This window comes from Stackebrandtia sp., from assembly GCF_035643755.1.
Taxonomy (GTDB): domain Bacteria; phylum Actinomycetota; class Actinomycetes; order Mycobacteriales; family Micromonosporaceae; genus Stackebrandtia.
In genome coordinates this window covers 1-18,830 of the sequence record NZ_DASQPW010000192.1, presented here as the reverse complement: position 1 = coordinate 18,830, position 18,830 = coordinate 1, and the positions used below count along the sequence as shown (strand labels likewise).

General features: G+C 70.2%; 20 protein-coding genes. 11 read left to right on the top strand and 9 right to left on the bottom strand.

From position 1 onward, the window contains the following. A partial coding sequence (putP, locus tag VE172_RS14685) for a sodium/proline symporter PutP (RefSeq protein WP_324802669.1) occupies positions 1-1,724 on the bottom strand: 1,724 nt, incomplete at its 3' end. Between the two features lie 289 nt (positions 1,725-2,013). Between putP and VE172_RS14680 the strand changes: the two genes are divergently transcribed. From VE172_RS14680 to VE172_RS14660, 5 genes are all read left to right on the top strand, one after another. Next, positions 2,014-2,931, top strand: coding sequence for a GNAT family N-acetyltransferase (locus VE172_RS14680; RefSeq protein ID WP_324802668.1), 918 nt, complete (start codon positions 2,014-2,016; stop codon positions 2,929-2,931). A gap of 52 nt (positions 2,932-2,983) precedes the next feature. After that, positions 2,984-3,643 carry a GNAT family N-acetyltransferase gene (locus VE172_RS14675; RefSeq protein ID WP_324802667.1) on the top strand — a complete coding sequence of 220 codons (660 nt, stop codon included), beginning with the start codon at positions 2,984-2,986 and terminating at the stop codon, positions 3,641-3,643. Positions 3,644-3,741: 98 nt separating this feature from the next. Next, positions 3,742-4,098 (top strand): YciI family protein, encoded by a 357-nt coding sequence (locus VE172_RS14670; protein ID WP_324802666.1) that lies wholly within the window; start codon positions 3,742-3,744, stop codon positions 4,096-4,098. A 164-nt stretch (positions 4,099-4,262) separates the two neighbouring features. Beyond that, positions 4,263-4,619, top strand: coding sequence for a YciI family protein (locus tag VE172_RS14665; RefSeq protein WP_324802665.1), 357 nt, complete (start codon positions 4,263-4,265; stop codon positions 4,617-4,619). Positions 4,620-4,708: 89 nt separating this feature from the next. After that, positions 4,709-5,923, top strand: a complete 1,215-nt coding sequence (locus tag VE172_RS14660) for an RNA polymerase sigma factor (RefSeq protein WP_324802664.1) — start codon at positions 4,709-4,711, stop codon at positions 5,921-5,923. A gap of 51 nt (positions 5,924-5,974) precedes the next feature. Here VE172_RS14660 and VE172_RS14655 read toward each other — a convergent pair whose 3' ends face one another. Both VE172_RS14655 and VE172_RS14650 read right to left on the bottom strand, forming a co-directional pair. After that, on the bottom strand, positions 5,975-6,292 hold the full coding sequence (locus VE172_RS14655; protein WP_324802663.1) for a type II toxin-antitoxin system PemK/MazF family toxin: 318 nt from the start codon (positions 6,290-6,292) through the stop codon (positions 5,975-5,977). Then, entirely contained in the window at positions 6,289-6,531 is a 243-nt protein-coding gene (locus VE172_RS14650; protein WP_324802662.1) for a hypothetical protein, read from the bottom strand. Before VE172_RS14650 ends, VE172_RS14655 begins: the two co-directional genes overlap by 4 nt. Positions 6,532-6,648: 117 nt before the next feature. Here VE172_RS14650 and VE172_RS14645 point away from each other — a divergent pair, with 117 nt between their 5' ends. Continuing rightward, complete coding sequence (locus VE172_RS14645; protein WP_324802661.1) at positions 6,649-9,822, top strand: ATP-binding protein; 3,174 nt, start codon at positions 6,649-6,651, stop codon at positions 9,820-9,822. Here VE172_RS14645 and VE172_RS14640 read toward each other — a convergent pair. Both VE172_RS14640 and VE172_RS14635 read right to left on the bottom strand, forming a co-directional pair. Next, positions 9,816-10,604 carry an ABC transporter permease gene (locus tag VE172_RS14640; RefSeq protein ID WP_324802660.1) on the bottom strand — a complete coding sequence of 263 codons (789 nt, stop codon included), beginning with the start codon at positions 10,602-10,604 and terminating at the stop codon, positions 9,816-9,818. The two genes, VE172_RS14645 and VE172_RS14640, sit on opposite strands and share 7 nt — an antisense overlap. A 5-nt stretch (positions 10,605-10,609) precedes the next feature. Beyond that, positions 10,610-11,551 (bottom strand): ATP-binding cassette domain-containing protein, encoded by a 942-nt coding sequence (locus VE172_RS14635; RefSeq protein ID WP_324802659.1) that lies wholly within the window; start codon positions 11,549-11,551, stop codon positions 10,610-10,612. Between the two features lie 197 nt (positions 11,552-11,748). Here VE172_RS14635 and VE172_RS14630 point away from each other — a divergent pair, with 197 nt between their 5' ends. Genes VE172_RS14630 through VE172_RS14620 form a run of 3 tightly spaced genes read left to right on the top strand, consistent with a single transcriptional unit; the run spans position 11,749 to position 14,037 of the window. Then, the gene (locus VE172_RS14630; RefSeq protein ID WP_324802658.1) at positions 11,749-12,165 is read left to right on the top strand and encodes a GntR family transcriptional regulator; all 417 of its coding nucleotides are present in this window, start codon (positions 11,749-11,751) and stop codon (positions 12,163-12,165) included. A gap of 10 nt (positions 12,166-12,175) precedes the next feature. Continuing rightward, positions 12,176-13,069: an ABC transporter ATP-binding protein gene (locus VE172_RS14625; protein ID WP_324802657.1), complete on the top strand. Its 894-nt coding sequence runs from the start codon at positions 12,176-12,178 to the stop codon at positions 13,067-13,069. Continuing rightward, positions 13,066-14,037: an ABC transporter permease gene (locus tag VE172_RS14620; protein WP_324802656.1), complete on the top strand. Its 972-nt coding sequence runs from the start codon at positions 13,066-13,068 to the stop codon at positions 14,035-14,037. The genes VE172_RS14625 and VE172_RS14620 overlap by 4 nt, the downstream gene beginning before the upstream one ends. A 120-nt stretch (positions 14,038-14,157) precedes the next feature. Here VE172_RS14620 and VE172_RS14615 read toward each other — a convergent pair whose 3' ends face one another. Beyond that, entirely contained in the window at positions 14,158-14,472 is a 315-nt protein-coding gene (locus VE172_RS14615; protein ID WP_324802655.1) for a TfoX/Sxy family protein, read from the bottom strand. A 123-nt stretch (positions 14,473-14,595) separates the two neighbouring features. Further along, positions 14,596-15,675: a peptidoglycan-binding domain-containing protein gene (locus tag VE172_RS14610; RefSeq protein WP_324802654.1), complete on the bottom strand. Its 1,080-nt coding sequence runs from the start codon at positions 15,673-15,675 to the stop codon at positions 14,596-14,598. 371 nt (positions 15,676-16,046) lie between these two features. On the opposite strand from VE172_RS14610, the gene VE172_RS14605 reads away from it, so the two are divergent. Then, entirely contained in the window at positions 16,047-16,994 is a 948-nt protein-coding gene (locus VE172_RS14605) for a helix-turn-helix transcriptional regulator (RefSeq protein ID WP_324802653.1), read from the top strand. 44 nt (positions 16,995-17,038) lie between these two features. Here the strand turns inward: VE172_RS14605 and VE172_RS14600 are convergent, their stop codons facing one another. After that, positions 17,039-17,803 carry a hypothetical protein gene (locus VE172_RS14600; RefSeq protein ID WP_324802652.1) on the bottom strand — a complete coding sequence of 255 codons (765 nt, stop codon included), beginning with the start codon at positions 17,801-17,803 and terminating at the stop codon, positions 17,039-17,041. Continuing rightward, a complete protein-coding gene (locus VE172_RS14595; protein WP_324802651.1) occupies positions 17,800-18,099 on the bottom strand; it encodes a PadR family transcriptional regulator in 300 nt (99 codons plus the stop codon). Before VE172_RS14595 ends, VE172_RS14600 begins: the two co-directional genes overlap by 4 nt. A gap of 91 nt (positions 18,100-18,190) precedes the next feature. Between VE172_RS14595 and VE172_RS14590 the strand changes: the two genes are divergently transcribed. After that, on the top strand, positions 18,191-18,830 hold a 640-nt coding region (locus VE172_RS14590; protein WP_324802650.1), incomplete at its 3' end, for a hypothetical protein.

Here is an 18,830-nt window from a genome sequence, read left to right as displayed (position 1 = left end):
CGCGGCTGCGGCGGCGACGGCCATTGCCCGGGCGGGGAGGGCTGCGGCGGCGGGGACTGCCAGGGCGTCTGCTGTCGCGGCGGGGTCTGCGGACGGCGCGGCAGGGGCGAGGGCTGGGGCGCGGTCCTGGGCTCGGGACTCGGCGCCGGGGCGGGATTCGCGATCGGCGCGGGCATGGGCTGCGGGTCGTAGAACGCGGACCTGGCGGGCGCGTGGCGCGGCAGGTCGACCTGCTCGAGCTCGAACGGGGGCTCGCCGGTGGGCCCGCGCCACTCCTGTTGCGGCAGCCGTCCGATGCGACCGAAGACGAGAATCGCCGCGGTGGCGACGATCCAGGCGGGAATCATCTCGTAGATGTCGGACCGCAGCGGCCCGAGCAGCGGGTTGATGTGGCTCCACAGTAGGACGACGGCCGAGCCCGCGACGATGCCCGCCAGCGCGCCGACCCACGTCATGCGGGGCCAAAACAGCGACAGCAGGATCACGGGCCCGAAGGAGGCGCCGAATCCCGCCCACGCGTAGGAGACGATGTCCAGCACCGATCCGCCGCTGAGCGCCAGGACGTAGGCGATCGCCGCCACCAGCACCACGGTGACGCGCCCCGAGATCAGCCGCGCGCGGTCGCTGGCCCTGCGGTGCAGGAACGCGTGGTAGAAGTCCTCGGCCAGGGTGTTGGCGGACACCAGGAGCTGACTGTCCGCGGTGGACATGATGGCCGCGAGCACGGCGGTGAGCAGGATCGCCGCCACCCACGGGTTGCCGAGGAAGTTGGCGATGGCTATGTAGACGGTCTCGGGGTTGTCGACGGGATGGTCGAGCAGGACGATGCCGCTGAGCCCGATCATGGTGGCGCCCGCCAGGACGACGAGCACCCAGGCCATGCCGACGCGCCGGGCCTGCTTGATGTCGCTGGTGCCGCGGATCGCCATGAAGCGGGCCAGGATGTGCGGCTGCCCCGGATAGCCGAGCCCCCAGGCCAGCCCGGACAGCACGGCGATGACGCCGAGCGGCGCGGCGGCGTGCCACCTGCCGTGCGAGAAGCTGGCGCCCTCGACCATGTTGAGCAGCGCCGGGGACGTCCCGTACAGCCCGCTGGACAGGCGGGACGGCCCGCCGACCACCAGGAACGCGCTGGCCCCGACGATTCCCAGCACGATCACCATGACCGAGCCGTGCAGCAGGTGCGCGCGGCTGACGGCCTTGAAGCCGCCGAAGGCGGTGTACACGCCGATGACGAGCACCGCCACGCCCGCCGACACCGCGGGGTTGAGGCCGAAGACGCCCTGGAACAGCAGGCCGCCCGCGATGAGTCCGCTGGAGACGTACACGGTGAAGAACACCAGGGTCACCGCCGCCGATATCAGGCGCAGCATGTGGGTGGGGTCGGCGAAGCGCTCCTCGAAGTAGCTGGGCAGGGTCACCGAGTCGCCCGCCCGCTCGGTGTAGACCCGAAGGCGCGGGGCGATGAGCCGCCAGTTCCCGTACGTACCCAGCGCCAGCCCGATGACGATCCAGGTGGCGCTCAGCCCCGAGGCGTACACGGCCCCGGGCAGACCGAGGAACACCCAGCCCGACATGTCGGCCGCGCCCGCCGAGACACCCGCCGTCGGCGGGGTGAGGGAGCGGCCGCCGAGGGCGAAGTCCTTGAGGCCGCGATTTTGCGGGGTCATCCAGATGCCCAGCACGATCAATGCCAGCAGGTAGACGATGAAGGTGATGGCCATGGGCGGACTGTACAAATCGGACACTCAGGTCTCCGAGCACTCAAACTGTCAGGTAGATGACACCCTGTAGGAGAGTCGCGTCACAGTCAATCGCCCGTATGGCCGGTTACAGGCGGAAGTCGGCTGATATCAGACGGTTCGGCGCCTTTCGCCGCGCCCGCGGCGCGGAGGGCGTCGCCACCGTCGACGAGCGTGACGCTCGAAAAAGCGATCGGCGCATGCATATGATTCATGTCCGTCCAGTGAAATTTCCCGCCACGAGGGATTGATCATCGCACCAAGGAGACCGATGTCGACCGTTCGCCTCGCACGATCCGACGAGATTCCCGCGAAACTGACCCGTGGAAACGACGAGGCGGCAGCGTATCTAGACACGTTGCTAGACAAGGGTTGTACGCGCCCGGAGTGGTGTTTTGTCGCCGAGGACGACGGGGAGGTCTCCGGCAGCGTGGTGCTGTGGTCGATGCCCGACGCCGAGGTGCCCAGCGACTTCGTGCTGTGGGACGCGCCGTGGGACTCCGACGGGTTGGCCACCGGGCGGGCGCTGCTGGACGCCGCGGCCAAGGCCGCCGCCGAGGCGGGCGCGAGCCGCCAGGGCCACGTGCTCGACTCCCCGACCCAGCCGCCGCAGTTCCAGGATCACGCCAAGGAGCGCGAGGAATTGTTGCGCGCCAGCGGTTTCGACGTGGCGCGCGACGGCCTGCGGTACCGGTGGCGAGCGGGGGACGCGGTGGTGAGCCCCGACGCGGGGCTGACGTGGAAGTCGCTGGAGGAGCTCGGGCACGACCCCTTCGTCGATCTGCTGGAGAACATCCTCGACGACACCCGCGACTCGCTGCTGCAGGCGGACGTCAAGGAGCACGGGCTGCGCTGCGCCGCCGAGATCTTCTGGGCGGAATGCCTGGAGTTCGAGCACCGTCCCCAGTGGTTCGAGATCGGCTTCGACGGCGACGAACCCGCCGCGATCTCCCTGGCGGGACGCAATCCCACGGTGGCGGTGGTCTGCTTCGTCGGGGTGTCGCCGAAGCATCGCGGCAAGGGGTACGCCACCGCGGCGGCGTCCCGGTGCACCGAGGTGCTGGTGGGAGCCGATGCCGAGGAGATCCGCGGCGACTGCGACGCGTCGAATGTGGCCATGGCCAAGGGTTTCGAGCGCGCGGGATACGAGAACTTCGCGCGGCGCCTGGAGTTCGTACGGGAGCTGTGACCCGCGTTGCACGTCACTGTTAAATGACATTTAGACGGTTACGATGACGGGCATGAGCCTTTCGAATCTGACGCGATGCTGGCAGCACGGCTGGGGACTGGCGCGAGGCCTGGCCCCCGCCACCGAGGTGGACGGCGGCCTGCTGGTCACCCTGGACCTGCCCGGCCGCTACCAGGAATTCGTCGCCTTCGACGCCGCGGCCGTGCCCGCGATGGCCGCACGGGCAGCGCGGGCGCCGCGCCCCACCTGGCTGAGCGTCGTCACCCACGACCCCGAGTCCGCCCGCGCCCGGTTCGCCGCGGCGCGGCTGGAAACCATTGGCACCCATGACTTCCTGATGACGATCCCGCTGGACGACCACCCCGTCCGCGAGGCCCCCGACGGCTACGGCGTCGCCATCACCGAGACCGACGGCGTCCTGGCCGCCACCGTCACCCACCGCGACGGCTCCCCCGCCGCGCGCGGGCTCATGGGCCTGCACGGCACCGACGCGGTCGCCCACGCCATCGCCACCGAGCCCGCCCACCGCAGGCGCGGCCTGGGCAGCGTCGTGATGTCCGCGCTGGGCCGCGCCGCCCGGCGACGCGGCGCCACCACGGGCCTGCTGGTCGCCGTCCCCGAAGGCGAGCGGCTCTACACCTCGCTGGGCTGGAGCACCGACGCCCACTTCCTCACCGCCGCGGCCCCGTCCCTCGCGGCATCGACGCATTAGTCGAAGAAATTTCGCGGCGCTTGTCGATTCCCGCGCGCCCCGTTCGACGCATGGGTGAGAGTCGGGGAAGGTCCTCGACACACACCCAAGGAGTCACCATGCCGCGTTACCTCGGAATCGTCCGCGGAGACGAGAACAACCGTCCCACCTCCGATCCCAGCCCCGAACTCCAGCAGCGCATGGGCGCGCTGTACGAGGAGATCACCAAGGCGGGCGTCATGCTGGACACCGCCGCCCTCGCCCCGTCGGGCCAGGCGATCCGCATGGCGTGGAAGGACGGAAAGCCGCAGACCGTCGACGGGCCGTTCACCGAGGCCAAGGAGGTCGTGGGCGGCTACTCCCTCATGCAGTGCAAGAACCTGGAGGAGGCCGTCGAGTGGACCAAGCGCTTCGCGGAGATCCAGGGACAGCACGAGGACCTCACCATCGAGGTGCGCGAGATCGTCGAGGGCTGAGCCCGCGCCGATGTGCTCCCGTCGGCGGCGGGTTGAATGGCCGCCGCGGCGGGAGCCAAGTATCAGGCGAGGAAATTTCGCGGCGGTTGTCGATTCCCGCGCGCCCCGTTCGACGTATGGGTGAGAGTCGGGGAAGGTCCTCGACACACACCCAAGGAGCCGTCATGCCGCGCTACCTGACCCTGATCAGCTTCGACGAGAAACAACGCCCGCGAGACTTCGACGAACCCGAGGCGCGTAAGCGCATGGGGGCGCTGTACAAGGAGGTCACCAAGGCCGGGGTGATGCTCGAGAACGGCGGGCTGGCGCCCAGCGCGGAGTCCACCCGCCTGGCGTTTTCCGGTGGGGAGATCACCGTCACGGACGGGCCGTTCACCGAGGCCAAGGAGGTCGTGGGCGGCTACGCCATCACCCAGTGCGAGGACCAGGCCGAGGCCGTGGAGTGGACGCGGCGCTTTCTCGCCACTCAACCCAGGAACGCGAACGTGGTCGCCGAGGTCCGCGAGATGACGAAAGGCTGACGGATACGCCCGCTGGTTGCCGCCCTCGCGACCTGCTGCTTTTATTGATCTTTGTGACGGCAATCAGCACCACGCACACCGTGGAAACGGTGTTTCGCATCGAACGGGCGCGCATCATCGCCGCGGCGGCCCGCGTGGTGCGCGACGTCGGTATCGCCGAGGAACTGGCGCAGGACGCGCTGGTGGCGGCGCTGGAGCGCTGGCCCGCCGACGGCGTCCCCGACAACCCCGGCGCCTGGCTGACGACGTTCGCGAAGCGGCGCGCCGTGGATCTGGTGCGGCGCAAGGAAACCTACGCCCGCAAGCTCGCCGAGGTGGGGCGGGTGGCACAGGACGTGCCGCCGCCCGAGCCCGACGATCCCGACGACATCGACGACGACCTGCTGCGGCTGATCTTCACCGCCTGCCACCCCGTCCTGTCCACGCCCGCGCGCACCGCGTTGACGCTGCGGCTGCTGGGCGGGTTGAGCACCGACGAGATCGCGCGCGCCTTCCTGGTGTCGGAGCCGACGATCGCGCAGCGCATCGTGCGGGCCAAGCGCGGGCTCGCCGCGGCGTCGGTGCCGTTCGAGGTCCCGTACGGCGACGACCGCCGCGCCCGCCTCGCCTCGGTGCTGGAGGTCATCTATCTGATCTTCAACGAGGGGCACTCGGCGACCTCGGGCGCGGACCTGGTCCGCCCCGGCCTGTGCGAGGACGCGCTGCGGCTGGCGCGGGTGCTGTCGGCCCTGATGCCCGGCGAGGGCGAGGCGCACGGTTTGGCGGCGCTGCTGGAGTTCCAGGCGTCGCGGCTGTCCACCCGAGCCGACGCCCGGGGCCGCCCGATCCTGCTGGCCGACCAGGACCGTGCGAGGTGGAATCGTCTGCTCATCAACCGCGGCATGGAATCCCTGAAGCGCGCGGGCGAGGGGCCCTACGCGCTCCAGGCGGCGATCGCGGCCTGCCACGCCAGGGCGGTGCGCTACGAGGAGACCGACTGGGCGACGATCGCGTCGCTGTACGCGCGCCTGCTGGTCGCCGAGCCCTCCCCCGTGGTCGCGTTGAACCGCGCGGTCGCGGTGTCGATGGTGGACGGACCCGCCGCGGGCCTGGAGCTGGTCGACGCGCTGGCCGACGCCCCCGGCATGGCCGACTATCACCTGTTGCCCAGTGTCCGCGGCGACCTGCTGCGCAGGCTGGGCCGCGAGGACGAGGCGCGCGCGGAGTTCGCCAGGGCCGCGGCCTTGACCCGCAACGAATCCGAGCGTCGGCTGCTGTCACGATACGCGGCCGACATGGGCGTCACCGCGGGCGAAGAGCAGTGAGCAAGCGCCTTGGAGCACAGCCCGCCCGCTGGCAGAGAGCGCGAGGTCCTGTCACGACGTTCCACAGACGCGGCGCGGAATGACCTCGATGAGCATCATGTCGATCTCATCGACGGCGCCAGGGCGCCTGCCGATCCGTTCATCCGCTACGGCGCGGATCTGCTCACATTGAACGTAACTGGTCACCGCAAACACACCGTCGACTTCCAGATGGATGGGGTATCCACAGTTCCCGGTCAGCGGCAACACGATCGGCAAGCCACGCAGCGACATCTCGTCCTCCGAAACGAGCAGGGCAGGGCGTTGAAGACCAGGCTCATGCCCGACGGGATCGCCGAAGTCGCAGAGGTGAACGTCTCCACGCCTCACAGCACGTCGCTCCAGTCTTCGGGTTCGAGTCCATCTCGTGCGGTGCGATCGACTTCGAGAGACCCGCGCTCCGATCTGGAGGCGGGACCAACCATGGTTCTGCGCACCTCCCGCCAGAACTCCAGTTCCTCGGCCGCGGCGACACAGCGCGCGATTTCCTCCGCGATCGTGACGCGGTCGCGACACGCGCGCCGAACCAACTGGTCACGCAGGGCGATCGGCACCTCGATGGTCGTCATGGGCATGCCGACAGTATGTCGAACCGGGGCATCGGTAGCCGTCAAGCGGAGCCCGTCGCGGGCCTCCACCTGCCAGCGCTACACGGCCCAACCCCGCCCATGGGTACCGTGACTGGCGTGGAATGCGAGCTGACCCTGCTGCCTCGGGTGGCCTATCGCGGCGAGGAGGTCGCGGGGCAGCGGCTGCGCGCCCTGCTGGCGCTGCTGGCCGACGACCTGCGCGCGGGCTGCGGCGCCGCTCGGCTGGTGGAGGGGCTGTGGCCGCTGGATCGGCCCGCCAACCCGACCAAGGCGCTCCAGGTTCTGGTGTCGCGGGCGCGATCGCAGCTGGGCGCCGATCTGATCGCCCGCACCGCCAGCGGCTATCGGCTCACCGTCGAGGCCGAGCGGGTGGACGCCAGCGCGATCCAGCGGCTGTCGGGGGAGGCGAGTCGGTTGGCCCGCGGCGGCGACCACACCGCCGCGTTGTCGGCCGCCGAGCGGGGCCTGGAGTTGTGGGACGGGGCCATGGACGAGACCGCCACCGTGGACGACCCGCTGGTGGCGTTGCGCATGGACCGCCTGGACGCCCACCAGGCGCTGCGCCGCGTCCGCGCGCTGGCGCTGGCAAGGCTGGGGCGATACGACGAGGCCCTGGAATCCTTGGCGGACTTGGTGTCCCAGCACCCGCGCGACGAGGAGCTCCTGGCGGAGCTGCTGCGCTGCGAGGCCGAGACCGCGGGCAGGGCCGCCGCCCTGTCCCGCTACGACGCCTACCGCCGCGGGCTGCGCGACGATCTGGGCACCGACCCCGGACCCGCCCTTCGGGAGCTGCACCAGTGGCTGCTGCGCGAGTCGACTCCCGTGGTGCGCCAGGGCATCGCGCACGAACCCAACCCGCTGGTGGGCCGCGACGGCGACATCACCGCCGTGCTCGAGGCGCTGCGCACCTCCCGCGTGACGTCCATTGTGGGCCCCGGGGGGCTGGGCAAGACGCGGCTGGTCAACGCCGTGGCCCGCCGCGCCCCGCACCGCGTCGTGCAGGTCGTCGCCCTGGCGGGCGTCGAGACCGACGCGGCCGTGACGTCCGAGGTGGTCTCCGCCCTGGGCGCCTCCGACGCGTGGCCCTCGCCGCGCCATCGCCTGGCCGCCACCGACGCCCTGGCGTCCATTGTGCAGGGACTGGGGTCCGACCCCGCGCTGTTGGTGCTGGACAACTGCGAGCACGTCCTGGGCGGCGCCGCCGACCTGGTCGGCAGGCTGATATCGATGTCGGCAAATCTTCAGGTCCTCACCACCAGCCGCGCCCCGCTCGGCCTGTCGTCGGAGACCGTCTACCCGCTGCCCGAGTTGAGCACGGCGACCGCGGTGGACCTGTTCACGCAGCGGGTACGCGCGGTGCGTCCCGACGCCGAGCTGCCCGCCGACGCGGTTTACCAACTGTGCCAACACCTCGACGGCCTCCCGCTCGCGGTGGAGCTGGCCGCCGCCCGTGTCCGCGTCATGTCGGTGCCCGACATCCTGAGCCGCCTCGCCGACCGCTTCGCGCTGCTGCGGGGCGGCCCGCGCGACGCCCCGCGCCGCCACCACACCCTGTCGGCCGTGGTGGACTGGAGCTGGAACCTGCTGGACGCCGACGCCCAGGCCGCCATGCGGATGCTGTCGATCTTTGTGGACGGTTTCACCGCCGGGGCCGCGGCGTCCATGGTCGACGGTGACGCCCTCGACATCCTGGAGAACCTCGCCGATCAGTCGCTGCTCAAGGTCACCGAGACCGCCGCGGGAACCCGCTTCCGCATGCTGGAAACGGTTCGAGAGTTCGCCGCCGCCAAGCGCGACGCCGCGGGCGACACCCCCGACGCCGTGGACGCGTTGTGCGCCTGGGCCCGCGACCTGGGCCACCGCGCCAACGACTCGGTCTTCGACATCGCCGCGATGCGGGGCCTGCGCGTCGAGCAGGACAACCTGGCTCGCGTGCTGCGCATCGCCCTGGACGCCCGCGACGGCCGCACCCTCGCGGCGACCTTCGCCGTGGTGGGAGGGGTGTGGCTCACCGAGGCCCACTACGCGCGCGTGGCCGACCTGACCCCCGAGGTCTCCTGGGTGCTGTCGCACCACCGTCCCGAGCCCGACGACGTCGCGGTCGCCCGCACCGCCCTGACCATGTGCGCGGTGAGCTCCATGATGCAGGGTCCGCGCGACCTGCGCTGTCTGGTCACCTTGCGCCGCCTGCCATCCCCGCCGACCGACACGCTGGTGGGCGCGATCTCCCACGTCCTCATCGCCCTGCCCGAGGCCATGATGGACGTCGACAGGCTCGCCGCGCTGTGCGAGCACCCCGAGCCTCTGGTGGCCAGCATCGCCAACGTCGGCGCGAGCTTCTACTGGCAGCACGCGGGCGACGACGAACGCGCGATGGCCGCCGCGCGACGCGTCCGCGAGACACTCACGGAGGGCTCGGATCCGTGGCTGCTGTACCAGGCGCACGCGCGGCTGGGCGAGCTGTCCCTGCTCAACGAGCAGGGCGACGAGGCGCTGATCCACATCGAGGCGGCGATGCGCCTGTCCAGCGACACCTCGGCGCAGTCCGAGGTGGACAGCATGAATCTGGCGATGGTGCTGGCGCACCTGCAACGCGGCGACGCCGAGGCCGCCGACGTCTGGGTCCGTCGGGTCACCGAGGGCATGAACGACCCCGCGGACCTTCACCCCTTTGTGTACGGCACGCACGCCGAGGTCCTGCTGCTGCGCGGCGACATCGACGCGGGCCTGCGCCTGTGGCGCCTGGCCTCGGATTCCTGGGATGCCTCCCACACCCGGGGCGAGCAGCTCTTCCCGGCCGACTTCCGCGGCCTGGAACCCTGGACGCTGGAGACCCGTTCGGCCACCGTGGTCTCCCACGCCCGCCACCACCGACTGTCCTCGGTGGACGATCTGGTCGCCGACCTTCCCGTCAAGCTCCAGCGCGCCCTCGACGCGCCGAACATCTACTCCGCCGCCACCGTCGCCGAGCTCCCCGTGGTCGGCGGTGTCCTTCTGGCGCTGGGCATGGCCGACATCGAGCGCGGCAGGATCGACGCCGACGCGTCCCTCACGGCCCGCGGCGTCGACCTGGTGGCGCTGGCCGATCGGCTGGGCTTCGTCCGCCAGTTCCACCCCACCATGTCCTCGGCCCGGGCCCGCCGCGACGCCGAGGCCGCGAACGCCGACGCGTACCGCGACGCGGTGTCGCGGTACGCATCGTCCGATCACGACAAGCTGCGCGATCTCGCCGCCGGGGCCCTGCGCCGCAGGCGCTCGGCCCCTCAGTGACCCGGCTCCCGATTGATCCTGCGGCGCGCCCACACGAAGCACGCCACGCTGATGCCCACGCACCAGGCGATCGCGGCGATCGCGTCGCCGCCGACGTGGGTGCCCATCAACAGCCCGCGCATCGTCTCGATCACGGGGGTGAACGGCTGGTTGTCGGCGAACCATCCCAGCCAGGCGGGCATCTTGTCGGTGGGTACGAAACCGCTGCCCAGGAAGGGAAGCAGCATCAGCGGCATCGGCGCGTTGCTGGCCGACTCCACCGACTTCGACGCCAGGCCGATGCCGACGCCGAACCAGGTCACCGCGAGCACGAACAGGAGGAACACCCCGATCGCGCCCATCCACTGTCCAAAGTTGGCATTCGGGTCGAATCCGATCAACAGCGCCACGCCCAGCACCAGCGCCGAGCTCACCACCTGCTGCACCACGCTGGCCACGACGTGGCTGGTCAGTATCGCGGGTCGAAATATCGACATGGTGCGAAATCGCGCCACGATCCCCTCGGTCATGTCCATCGCCACGGTCACGGCGGTCGACGTCGCCGCGCCCACCACGCCGAACAGCAGGATCCCCGGCGTCACGTAGTTGACGTACTCGGCGCGCCCGCCGACGCCGCCGATCCCGTCGCCGACGGTCCCGCCGAAGACGTACACGAACAGCAGCAGGAACACCACGGGGATCGCCACGACGATGAGCGTCATCGACGGGTAGCGCAGGATGCGTTTCAGGTTGCGGCGCAACATGGTTCTGGTGTCGCGCAGGGCGTATTTCGAGGTACTCATGGGACTCACGCTTTCTGGGGTTGGCCCGTCAGGGACAGGAACACGTCGTCGAGATCGGGGGTGTGGATGGACAGCTCTTCGACCTCGATGGAGGCTTCCTCGAGCCTGTCGAGCAGGACGCGCAGCGACTTCACGCCGCCGTCGCTGGCCACCTGGAGGGTGAACTCGTCGGTGTCGCGGGACTGCTCGCCCAGCAGGCGGGCCGCGGCCTCCAGCGGCTCGATGTCGTTGAACCTCAAGGTGATGTGCCCGCCGGGCACCATGCGCTTCAGCTGCTCGGGGGTTCCCTCGGCGACGATCCCGCCGCGGTCGAGCAGCGCGATGGAGCCGGCGAGCTGGTCGGCCTCCTCGAGGTACTGGGTCGTCAGGAACACGGTCACCCCGCCGCCCACCAGGTCGCGGACGATCTGCCACATGCCGCGGCGGCTGCGCGGGTCGAGCCCCGTGGTCGGCTCGTCCAGGAAGATGATGCGCGGGCTGCCCACCAGCCCCATGGCGATGTCGAGCCTGCGCCGCATCCCGCCCGAGTAGGCGGAGGCGGGTTTCTTCCCCGCCCGCACCAGGTCGAAGCGCTCCAGCAGTTCCGCCGCGCGCCGCCGCCCGTCGCGGTGCGGCAGGTGCAGCAGGTCGGCCATGAGGCGCAGGTTCTCCTCGCCGGTCAACAGGTTGTCCACGGCGGCGAACTGCCCCGTGACGCCGATGCCGGCGCGGATCGCGTCGGGCTCGCGGGAAAGCTCGTGCCCGCCGACGCGCACCTGCCCCGCGTCCGACGAGATCAGCGTGGTCAGAATCTGCACGGTCGTGGTCTTGCCCGCGCCGTTGGGTCCGAGCAGCGCGAACACGGTGCCCGGGTCGACGCGCAGGTCGATGCCGTCGAGAACCGTGTGGTCCCCGTACGACTTGCGCAGCCCGTTCACCTCGATCGCGGGAGCGAGTGAGTTGTTCATGGTCCGTCCGTTCCTGGGCTCCGGCGGCCCTTGCCTGCCGCCGCCGCGGCACCTCGCCGCGACGTCACAAAGATGCGGGGTGACGGCATCACGGCGGTTTCATCGCGGTTTCACGGAGGAACGGAGGGTTTCGGTTGACGATGTGGCCCGCGAGCCGTATTGTCTTACTGTCATAAGACAGCAGGAAAGGTTTTCGGGTGATTGAGTTCGTATTGGACGGCCGCTCCAAGGTCAGCACCTACATGCAGCTGGTGCAGCAGGTGAAGCAGGCGCTGCGCGTGGGCATGCTGGAGCCGGGCGAGCAGCTGCCCAGGATGCGCGACGTGGCGCAGTCCCTGGCGATCAACCCGAACACCGTCCTGAAGGCATACCGCGAACTCGAGATCGAGGGCCTGGTGGAGGGGCGCCCCGGCGTGGGCACCTTCGTGCTGCGCTCGCTGGCGGGCGACTCACTGTCCCATCAGGCCGAACTGCGCACCGATCTCGTCGACTGGCTCCGCCGCGCGCAGGAAGCCGGACTGACCAGTGAGGACATCGTCGCCCTGGTCGACACCACCCTCCGCGCCACCCTGCCGCAAGAAAAACCCTCCAACCAAACCCGCGTGAGCGGCTGAGGAGTACACAATGGAATCTGTGCTGGACACCTCCGGCCTTGGCAAGCGATACAAGAAGAACTGGGCCCTGCGGGACTGCACGCTGAGCCTGCCGAGCGGCCGGGTCGCCGCGCTGGTGGGACCCAACGGCGCGGGCAAGACGACCCTGCTGCACCTCGTCATCGGCCTGTTGCGTCCCGACGCCGGCGGCGTCCGGGTGTTCGGCGAGAGCCCGCACGACAACACCAAACTATTGCCGCGCATCGGTTTCGTCGCGCAGGACACCCCGCTGTATCGCGACTTCACCCCCAGCGAGCTGGTCACCATGGGCTCCAAGCTCAACCGGGGCAACTGGGACTCCGACGTCGCCCGAAATCGCCTGGCGCAGCTGGGAATCCCGCCCGACCGCGCCGTCCGCAAGCTGTCCGGCGGCCAGCGCGCCCAGGTCGCGCTGGCGCTCGCCCTGGCGAAACGCCCCGACCTCCTGCTACTGGACGAACCCGTGGCCAGCCTCGATCCCTTGGCGCGCCGCGAATTCCTCCAGGCCCTGATGGGAAGCGTCGCCGACACCGGCACCACCGTGCTGCTGTCCTCCCACCTCCTCGGGGACCTGGAGCGGGTGTGCGACTACATGATCGTGCTCAACTCGGGGCGGGTCCGCCTCACCGGAGACGTCGACGACCTGCGCGCCAACTACCGCCAGCTGGTCGGCCCCCGCCACGACGGCGCCCCCATCCCCGGCGTCACGGAGATCGTGCGCCAAAGCCACACCGACCGGCAATCCACGCTCCTGGTGAAGACCGACGGCCCCATCACCGACCCCGCCTGGACCACCCACGACGTCACCCTCGAAGACCTGATCCTCGCCCATCTCGTCGAAACCGAGATCCGCGGCACCCACACCGCATGGGGGGTCCCGGCATGATCTGGCTGACCTGGAGACAACACCGCCAACAGGCACTGTTCACCCTGATCGGACTCGCGGTGCTGGCCGCCCTGATCGTCCCGATCGGGCTGGCGATGCGGCACTCCTCCACCGCCCTGGGAATCCCCCACTGCGTCAAGCTGATGGGCGACGGCGCCTACCTGTCCTCCGACTTCCCCGACAAGTGCAACAACGCGATCTCCCAGTTCACCAACCAGTACAACATCGTCAACATGGTGGGGGTGCTCCTGCTCTTCGTCCCGATGCTGATCGGCCTGTTCTGGGGCGCTCCCCTGGTCTCCCGCGAGATCGACGAGGGCACCCACCGTCTGGTATGGACTCAGGGCGTCAGCCGCGGCCGCTGGGCCCTCGTCAAGTTCGGCCTGGTCGGCGCCTTCACCCTCGTGCTGTCCATCGCCTACGGACTCGGCGTCTCCTGGACGATGACCCCGCTCAGCCAGGTCGGCATCAGCCGCTTCGCCTACCTGAGCTTCGACATGCAGGGCATCGTCCCCATCGGATACACCCTGTTCGCGGTCGCGGTCGGCGTCCTCGCGGGAACGATCTGGCACAAGGCCCTGCCCGCCATGGGCGCCACGATCGCGGTCTTCATCGCCACCCGCGTGACATCGGCCCTCTACGCCCGCCCCCACTACATGTCCCCCAAGGTGCTCACCCGCCCGGTCCTGGGCCCCGGCGCCGCCGAACTCAACCCGGCGCACGGCGACTTCCGGGTGCACGAGGCGGTTCGCGACGCCGCGGGCAAGATCGTGCAGGACAACGCCCAGGTGGGCTGCCCGCCGACGGTCACCAAGTGCGGCGGCGTCGGCAAGGGCGCCTACAACTGGATGCAATACCAACCCGGCGGCCGATTCTGGGCCTTCCAGTCGATCGAGACGGGCATCTTCATCGCGATCGCCCTGCTCCTGATCGCCCTGGCGATCCGACGGGTCCGCCGCATCAGCTGACCCGAACGCCGTCGACCGTGCCGCTCTCCGCCCCGGAGAGCGGCACGGTCACGTGAACGAGCTGTACCGCGGGTTGTGCGTCCCGACGCGAAACCACGGCAACGACGCTCCCCAGCTCCCCTACTTGGGCGGCAGCGCGGCGGCGGTCTTGCGTCCGATGTCGATCCACCCGTCGAGCACCTCGTCGTCCAACGTCTCTCCGTCCACAAGCACCCAGCCCTTGGAAACCCGACCGCCCATCTGGAACGGTCGAGTGCCAGGCCGCGCCAGGGCGTCGTCCATGCCGTCGTTGCCCACCCGCACCAACAGGTCGTCCTTGATCACGCCGACGGCCATGTTGCCCCGCTCCATGAACCCGATGCCGCCGAACATCTTCCTGGGCTCGGCATCCACGAGCTCGGCGATCCGATCGGCGAGCACCTCGTCGTACGCCATCTCCGCGTCTCCCTTCGCGTCTCCACAGGGTATTCAACCGCGTGGTCACGACACCAAAGCGGTGAAGCCCCCAATCGTGCGGGGGCTTCACCGCCGAATGGCAGGTTGGCGTTCGCGGGGGTCCTACCCGATGTAGACCGAGGCGCCCCAGGACCTGGCGAAGGAGGTGAGCTGGTTGCCGCTCACCCACACCAGCTTGTTGTGGGAGCTGCTGGGCTCGCTGACCAGGTACTTTCCACTGCTCGACTTGTAGTCGAGGAGCGCGATCCAGTGGGAGACCGACGAGGTGCCGCGGCCGTTCCAGGCGGCCGCGACCTTGAGGTCGCCGCCGAGCATCGCGACGCCGCCCGATCGCAGGGCCTTGGTGGCGGCGGCGAAGTCGCCCGTCTTCGCCTGGCTCACCCCCGCCCGATGGAAGCCGGCCGTCACTCCGGACGCGCCCTTGACCTGGCTGGTCCCCTGGGAGTCGTTGTACATGTGCAGATTCGTGCGTCGCGCGTAGTGGATGGCGTCGCCGCGGTGGGAGACGGAGGTCCAGTGGCCGGGCTTGCGGCCCAGACGCAGTTCCACGGCGACGAACGCGGCTGGGCCGCAGTCGTGGGCCCACGACGCCAATCCCGTGCCCGCCTGGGAAACCAGCACCGCGGGGCCCTTGCGCACCCCCGAGCCGGGGGCGGCGGGCGGGTTGAACAGGAACGTCCAGGTCGCGTAGTCGACGGTGCCCGTGATGGGGAGCTTGTGCTTGGACTGGAAGTGGCGGACCGAGGAGTTGGTGGCGGCGCCGAAGGAGCCGTCGGTCTTCACCTGGTAGCCGATCTTGTACAGCAGCTGCTGGATCGCCTTGACCGTGTTCTTGTTGGGCCAACCATTGTGAGCGGCGACGTTCTTGCCGCCGATCATGGTCTTCATGGTCGCGGGGCCCGCCGAGCCGTCCTTGGAGAGATGGTGTGCGGACTGAAACCTGGCGACCGCCGTCTTGGTCTGCGGACCATATGAACCGTCCGCCTTTGCCTTGATGCCGTAGGCGTTCAGCAGGTACTGCAGCGCCATGATGTTGGAGTAGACGGAATGGCGGTCGACGTATACCTGGCGCGGGCTCGCGCCGCCGGCTGATTGGGCCAGTGCCTGGGCGCCAACGGCCCCCAGGGCGATGACGCCGGCGCCGGCGGCGGCCGAGGTCAGGATGGTGCGTCGGGACGGCATTTCTCGTACCTCTCGTAGGTGTGCGGTGTTTTGGGGACGCGGCACCGCACGACACAGATCGCTTGGGGTACTTGGAATCCGCCCCGCTCCACCGCGGGGCGGTGAGGGAAATGAACGGGACGGGAACTCGCTCGTGAGAGCGGTATGGCCACTATGGTGGGTGTCACGTGGTGGCGTCCTGGCTGAAACCTTATGGCGCCATATCGGCGGGGGCGATAGGTCGGGGTCGGATTCTGGTGGCGGCCAGTCCTAGGACTTCGTACTACTATCTCGGCATGGCGACGGCCATCGACCTGTGTCAATGGTGAGGCGCCGCGATTCATCGGAGGACCGCCATAGATATCGAACTTCCCGAATCCGTCAGGGGTGTCTTGCGCCTTGCCGATCGGCGGCTGCGGAAGGTGGCGGCCGACGACGTGCACGAGATGTGCGCCGTGGTGCGGCGGGCGGCGGCCGCGATCGCCGACGTCGAGACGTTCTACGTGGGGCTCTATCAGGGCGACAACACGCTGATCATGCCGTACATCTTCAGCGGGGGCGAGGATCTCGGGCCCGACACCTCCCGTTTCGGTAAGGGCGGCATGTCGCGGTGGATTCGGGCCTCGGCCAAGCCGTACCGCTACGCCGACGACGACGGGCGGCTGTTCCACGGCGGTGTGCCGCTCGGCGACGGTACACCGAGTCGGGATGTCGTGGTGGTGCCGATGTTCGACGCCGACGGCCGCACGGTGATCGGCCTGGTGAACGCCCAGTCGCTCGAGTCGGACGCGTTCGACTCCGTGTTCGTGTCGGTGATGGAGTGGCTGTCCCTGGCCCTGGCCCTGTCGTTGAGCAACGGAGCGCTGTCGACGTCCCGAAGCCTGCTCTACCGACACTTCCCCGAGCTCGACAGCGGTCGGCTGGATTCGCCCGTCGACCTGCTGCACGCCGCGACCGACCGACTGGACGCCCTGGCACAGGCGGTGGGCGCGTTGCGATCCCGCGCCGCGACGCTGGACACCTCCCAGCTGGAAAAGGAACTCGACGGGCTGTGGGACCAATGCCGTGCGGCGGGCGCCGACCTGGCGATGATGGCGGTGCGCACTCCCCCGTCGCCGCAACAGGCGGGCCTCGAAACCCTGACGCCGCGCGAACGCGAGGTCGCCGAGCTCATTGTCGAGGATTCGCCGTCCAACGCGGCGATCGCCCAGCGGCTGTACATTTCGGAGAAGACCGTCAAGGTGCACGTCAGCAGCATCCTGCGCAAGCTGGGTCTCCAGCAGCGCGCCGAGCTGGTGTGGTTGATGGGCCCGAATACGGGAGAAGGACCGCGGTCGTGATCGCCTGGCGGCATCCGCCTTGGTGCGGCGGGCCCTCGCGGCCCCTACCGCCCGGCCCCGGCCAGTTCCCGCAGGTCCCGCAGCGTCGCCAGGCAGGCGAGGCTGGACAGGGCGAGGCCGCAGCCCGCGACCAGGGCCAGTGGGTGGGCGCCCGCCGCCGCGAAGCCAACGACCATCGCGGCCAGCAGCGCCACCGAGGCCGCGACCGTCCACATTCCCGCCGCGAGGCGGGCGGGTCCGGGTGGGGTGGTGGCGGTGGGGCCGAGGCGGGCGGCGAGGCGGGCGGTTTGGATCGCGCCGCCCAGCAGGGCGGCCCACCAGGCTATGAGGACGGTGGATTTGGCGGGGGCGGGGACGTCGGCGATGGGGGCGATGTGGACGATGAGGACCACGGCCGCCGCGCCGAGGAACGGCAGCGTCAGGAAGCGCGCCGTCCTCGCCAGGGCGGCGGGGAGCGCGCGGACACGCGGCATGGGGGCCATGAGGAGCAGTCCGATGAGGACGCCGAGGGCGGGGAGGTCGCTGGCGGTGGAGTGGGCGAAGCGGGCGGGCAGGGCGTCGCCGTACTCGGTGGCGAGGTAGGCCAGGAGGGCCGCGCACAGGGCGACGGTGATGGCGAGGGAGACGGCGCGGGTGCGGCGGCGGGGGGCGTCGGGGCTGGGCCAGATCATGGGGTGGAGCCAGGCGTCGGCGGCGCCGAGGGCGAGGTTGGGGATGGCGCGCCAGCCCGCGTGGCGGGCCTCGGCGTCGAGATCGCGGCCCCAGGCGTCGCGAATGGAGGGTGGGTAGAGGCGGACGAGGGGGTTCATGACGGCTCCAGGCCGAGGGACTTCAGGCCCGCCGCGGCGACCCTGGCCATGGAGCGCATCTCGCGTTCGAGGAGCTCGCGGCCGTCGGCGGTGAGGCGGACGGGGCGTTGGCGGTCGGCTCCCTCGAGGGATTCGATGAGGCCCTTGGCCTCCAGGCGGGTCAGGGCCCCGTAGAGGCTGCCGGGGCCGAGGCGGTTTCCCGTGAGGTCGGCGATGGCGGTGTTGATGGCGTAGCCGTGGAGCGGGCCGTCGGCGAGGACGCACAGGACGAGCACCTGGGAATCGTTGGCCTGCATGTTGCTCCCTTCGGGTCGACATCCATCATACTACGCGATGTGTAGTACGCGGCGTGTACTATCGGACGCCCCGACGAGAAAGGGACGAGACATGAGCGAGATGCGAACGATGCCCGGAGGGTCCGCGCGGGTGGCGCTGTGGATGACGGTGTGGACGGCGGTGGCGTTCACCGTGTTCGCCTGGGCCACCACCGAGGTGAAGTGGATTCGCCACGGCAGCCCGTGGCAGAACGACCCACCCGACATGGTGGTGTCGTTCACGGTGCTCGCGGTGCCCGTGCTCACCGCCGCCGTGGTGGCACGACTGTGGTTGGGGGGCGGACGAAGGCCGTCGCCCGTGTATCGGGTGGCGCAGTTGGTGCGGGCGGCGTGGGTGCTGGTGGCGTTGATGGGGGTCACCGTGGCCACCGACGGGACGGCGGCGGCCGTCCGCGCCGATCACACCCTGTGGAACGCCGACACCAAGTGGCTGGTGGCGGCGCTCGGCGTGGTCGCCGCGCTGGTCGCGACCTCGGGGGTGGCGCTGGCGCGGGCGACGCGGCGGCTGCCGATCGAGGGGCGCGGCGACGGGGACTGGCTGGACGACGGCGTCATCGCGGCCAGGGCACTGGCCGGGGTGCTGCCGCGGCGGGCGCGGGAAGCGTTGGGGCGCATGGTCGATCGGCTCGCAGCGTCGATCCGTCGGCGGCCCGCGACCTGGGGTCTCGGGGCCATCCTGGCGGGCAACGTCG

Bases quoted from the DNA above. Each gene is read 5' to 3' on its own strand.
- VE172_RS14680 (WP_324802668.1), top strand. From the start codon at position 2,014: ATGTCGACCGTTCGCCTCGCACGATCCGACGAGATTCCCGCGAAACTG.
- VE172_RS14675 (WP_324802667.1), top strand. From the start codon at position 2,984: ATGAGCCTTTCGAATCTGACGCGATGCTGGCAGCACGGCTGGGGACTG.
- VE172_RS14670 (WP_324802666.1), top strand. From the start codon at position 3,742: ATGCCGCGTTACCTCGGAATCGTCCGCGGAGACGAGAACAACCGTCCC.
- VE172_RS14665 (WP_324802665.1), top strand. From the start codon at position 4,263: ATGCCGCGCTACCTGACCCTGATCAGCTTCGACGAGAAACAACGCCCG.
- VE172_RS14650 (WP_324802662.1), bottom strand. From the start codon at position 6,531: ATGACGACCATCGAGGTGCCGATCGCCCTGCGTGACCAGTTGGTTCGG.
- VE172_RS14640 (WP_324802660.1), bottom strand. From the start codon at position 10,604: ATGAGTACCTCGAAATACGCCCTGCGCGACACCAGAACCATGTTGCGC.
- VE172_RS14635 (WP_324802659.1), bottom strand. From the start codon at position 11,551: ATGAACAACTCACTCGCTCCCGCGATCGAGGTGAACGGGCTGCGCAAG.
- VE172_RS14625 (WP_324802657.1), top strand. From the start codon at position 12,176: ATGGAATCTGTGCTGGACACCTCCGGCCTTGGCAAGCGATACAAGAAG.
- VE172_RS14620 (WP_324802656.1), top strand. From the start codon at position 13,066: ATGATCTGGCTGACCTGGAGACAACACCGCCAACAGGCACTGTTCACC.
- VE172_RS14615 (WP_324802655.1), bottom strand. From the start codon at position 14,472: ATGGCGTACGACGAGGTGCTCGCCGATCGGATCGCCGAGCTCGTGGAT.
- VE172_RS14610 (WP_324802654.1), bottom strand. From the start codon at position 15,675: ATGCCGTCCCGACGCACCATCCTGACCTCGGCCGCCGCCGGCGCCGGC.
- VE172_RS14600 (WP_324802652.1), bottom strand. From the start codon at position 17,803: ATGAACCCCCTCGTCCGCCTCTACCCACCCTCCATTCGCGACGCCTGG.
- VE172_RS14595 (WP_324802651.1), bottom strand. From the start codon at position 18,099: ATGCAGGCCAACGATTCCCAGGTGCTCGTCCTGTGCGTCCTCGCCGAC.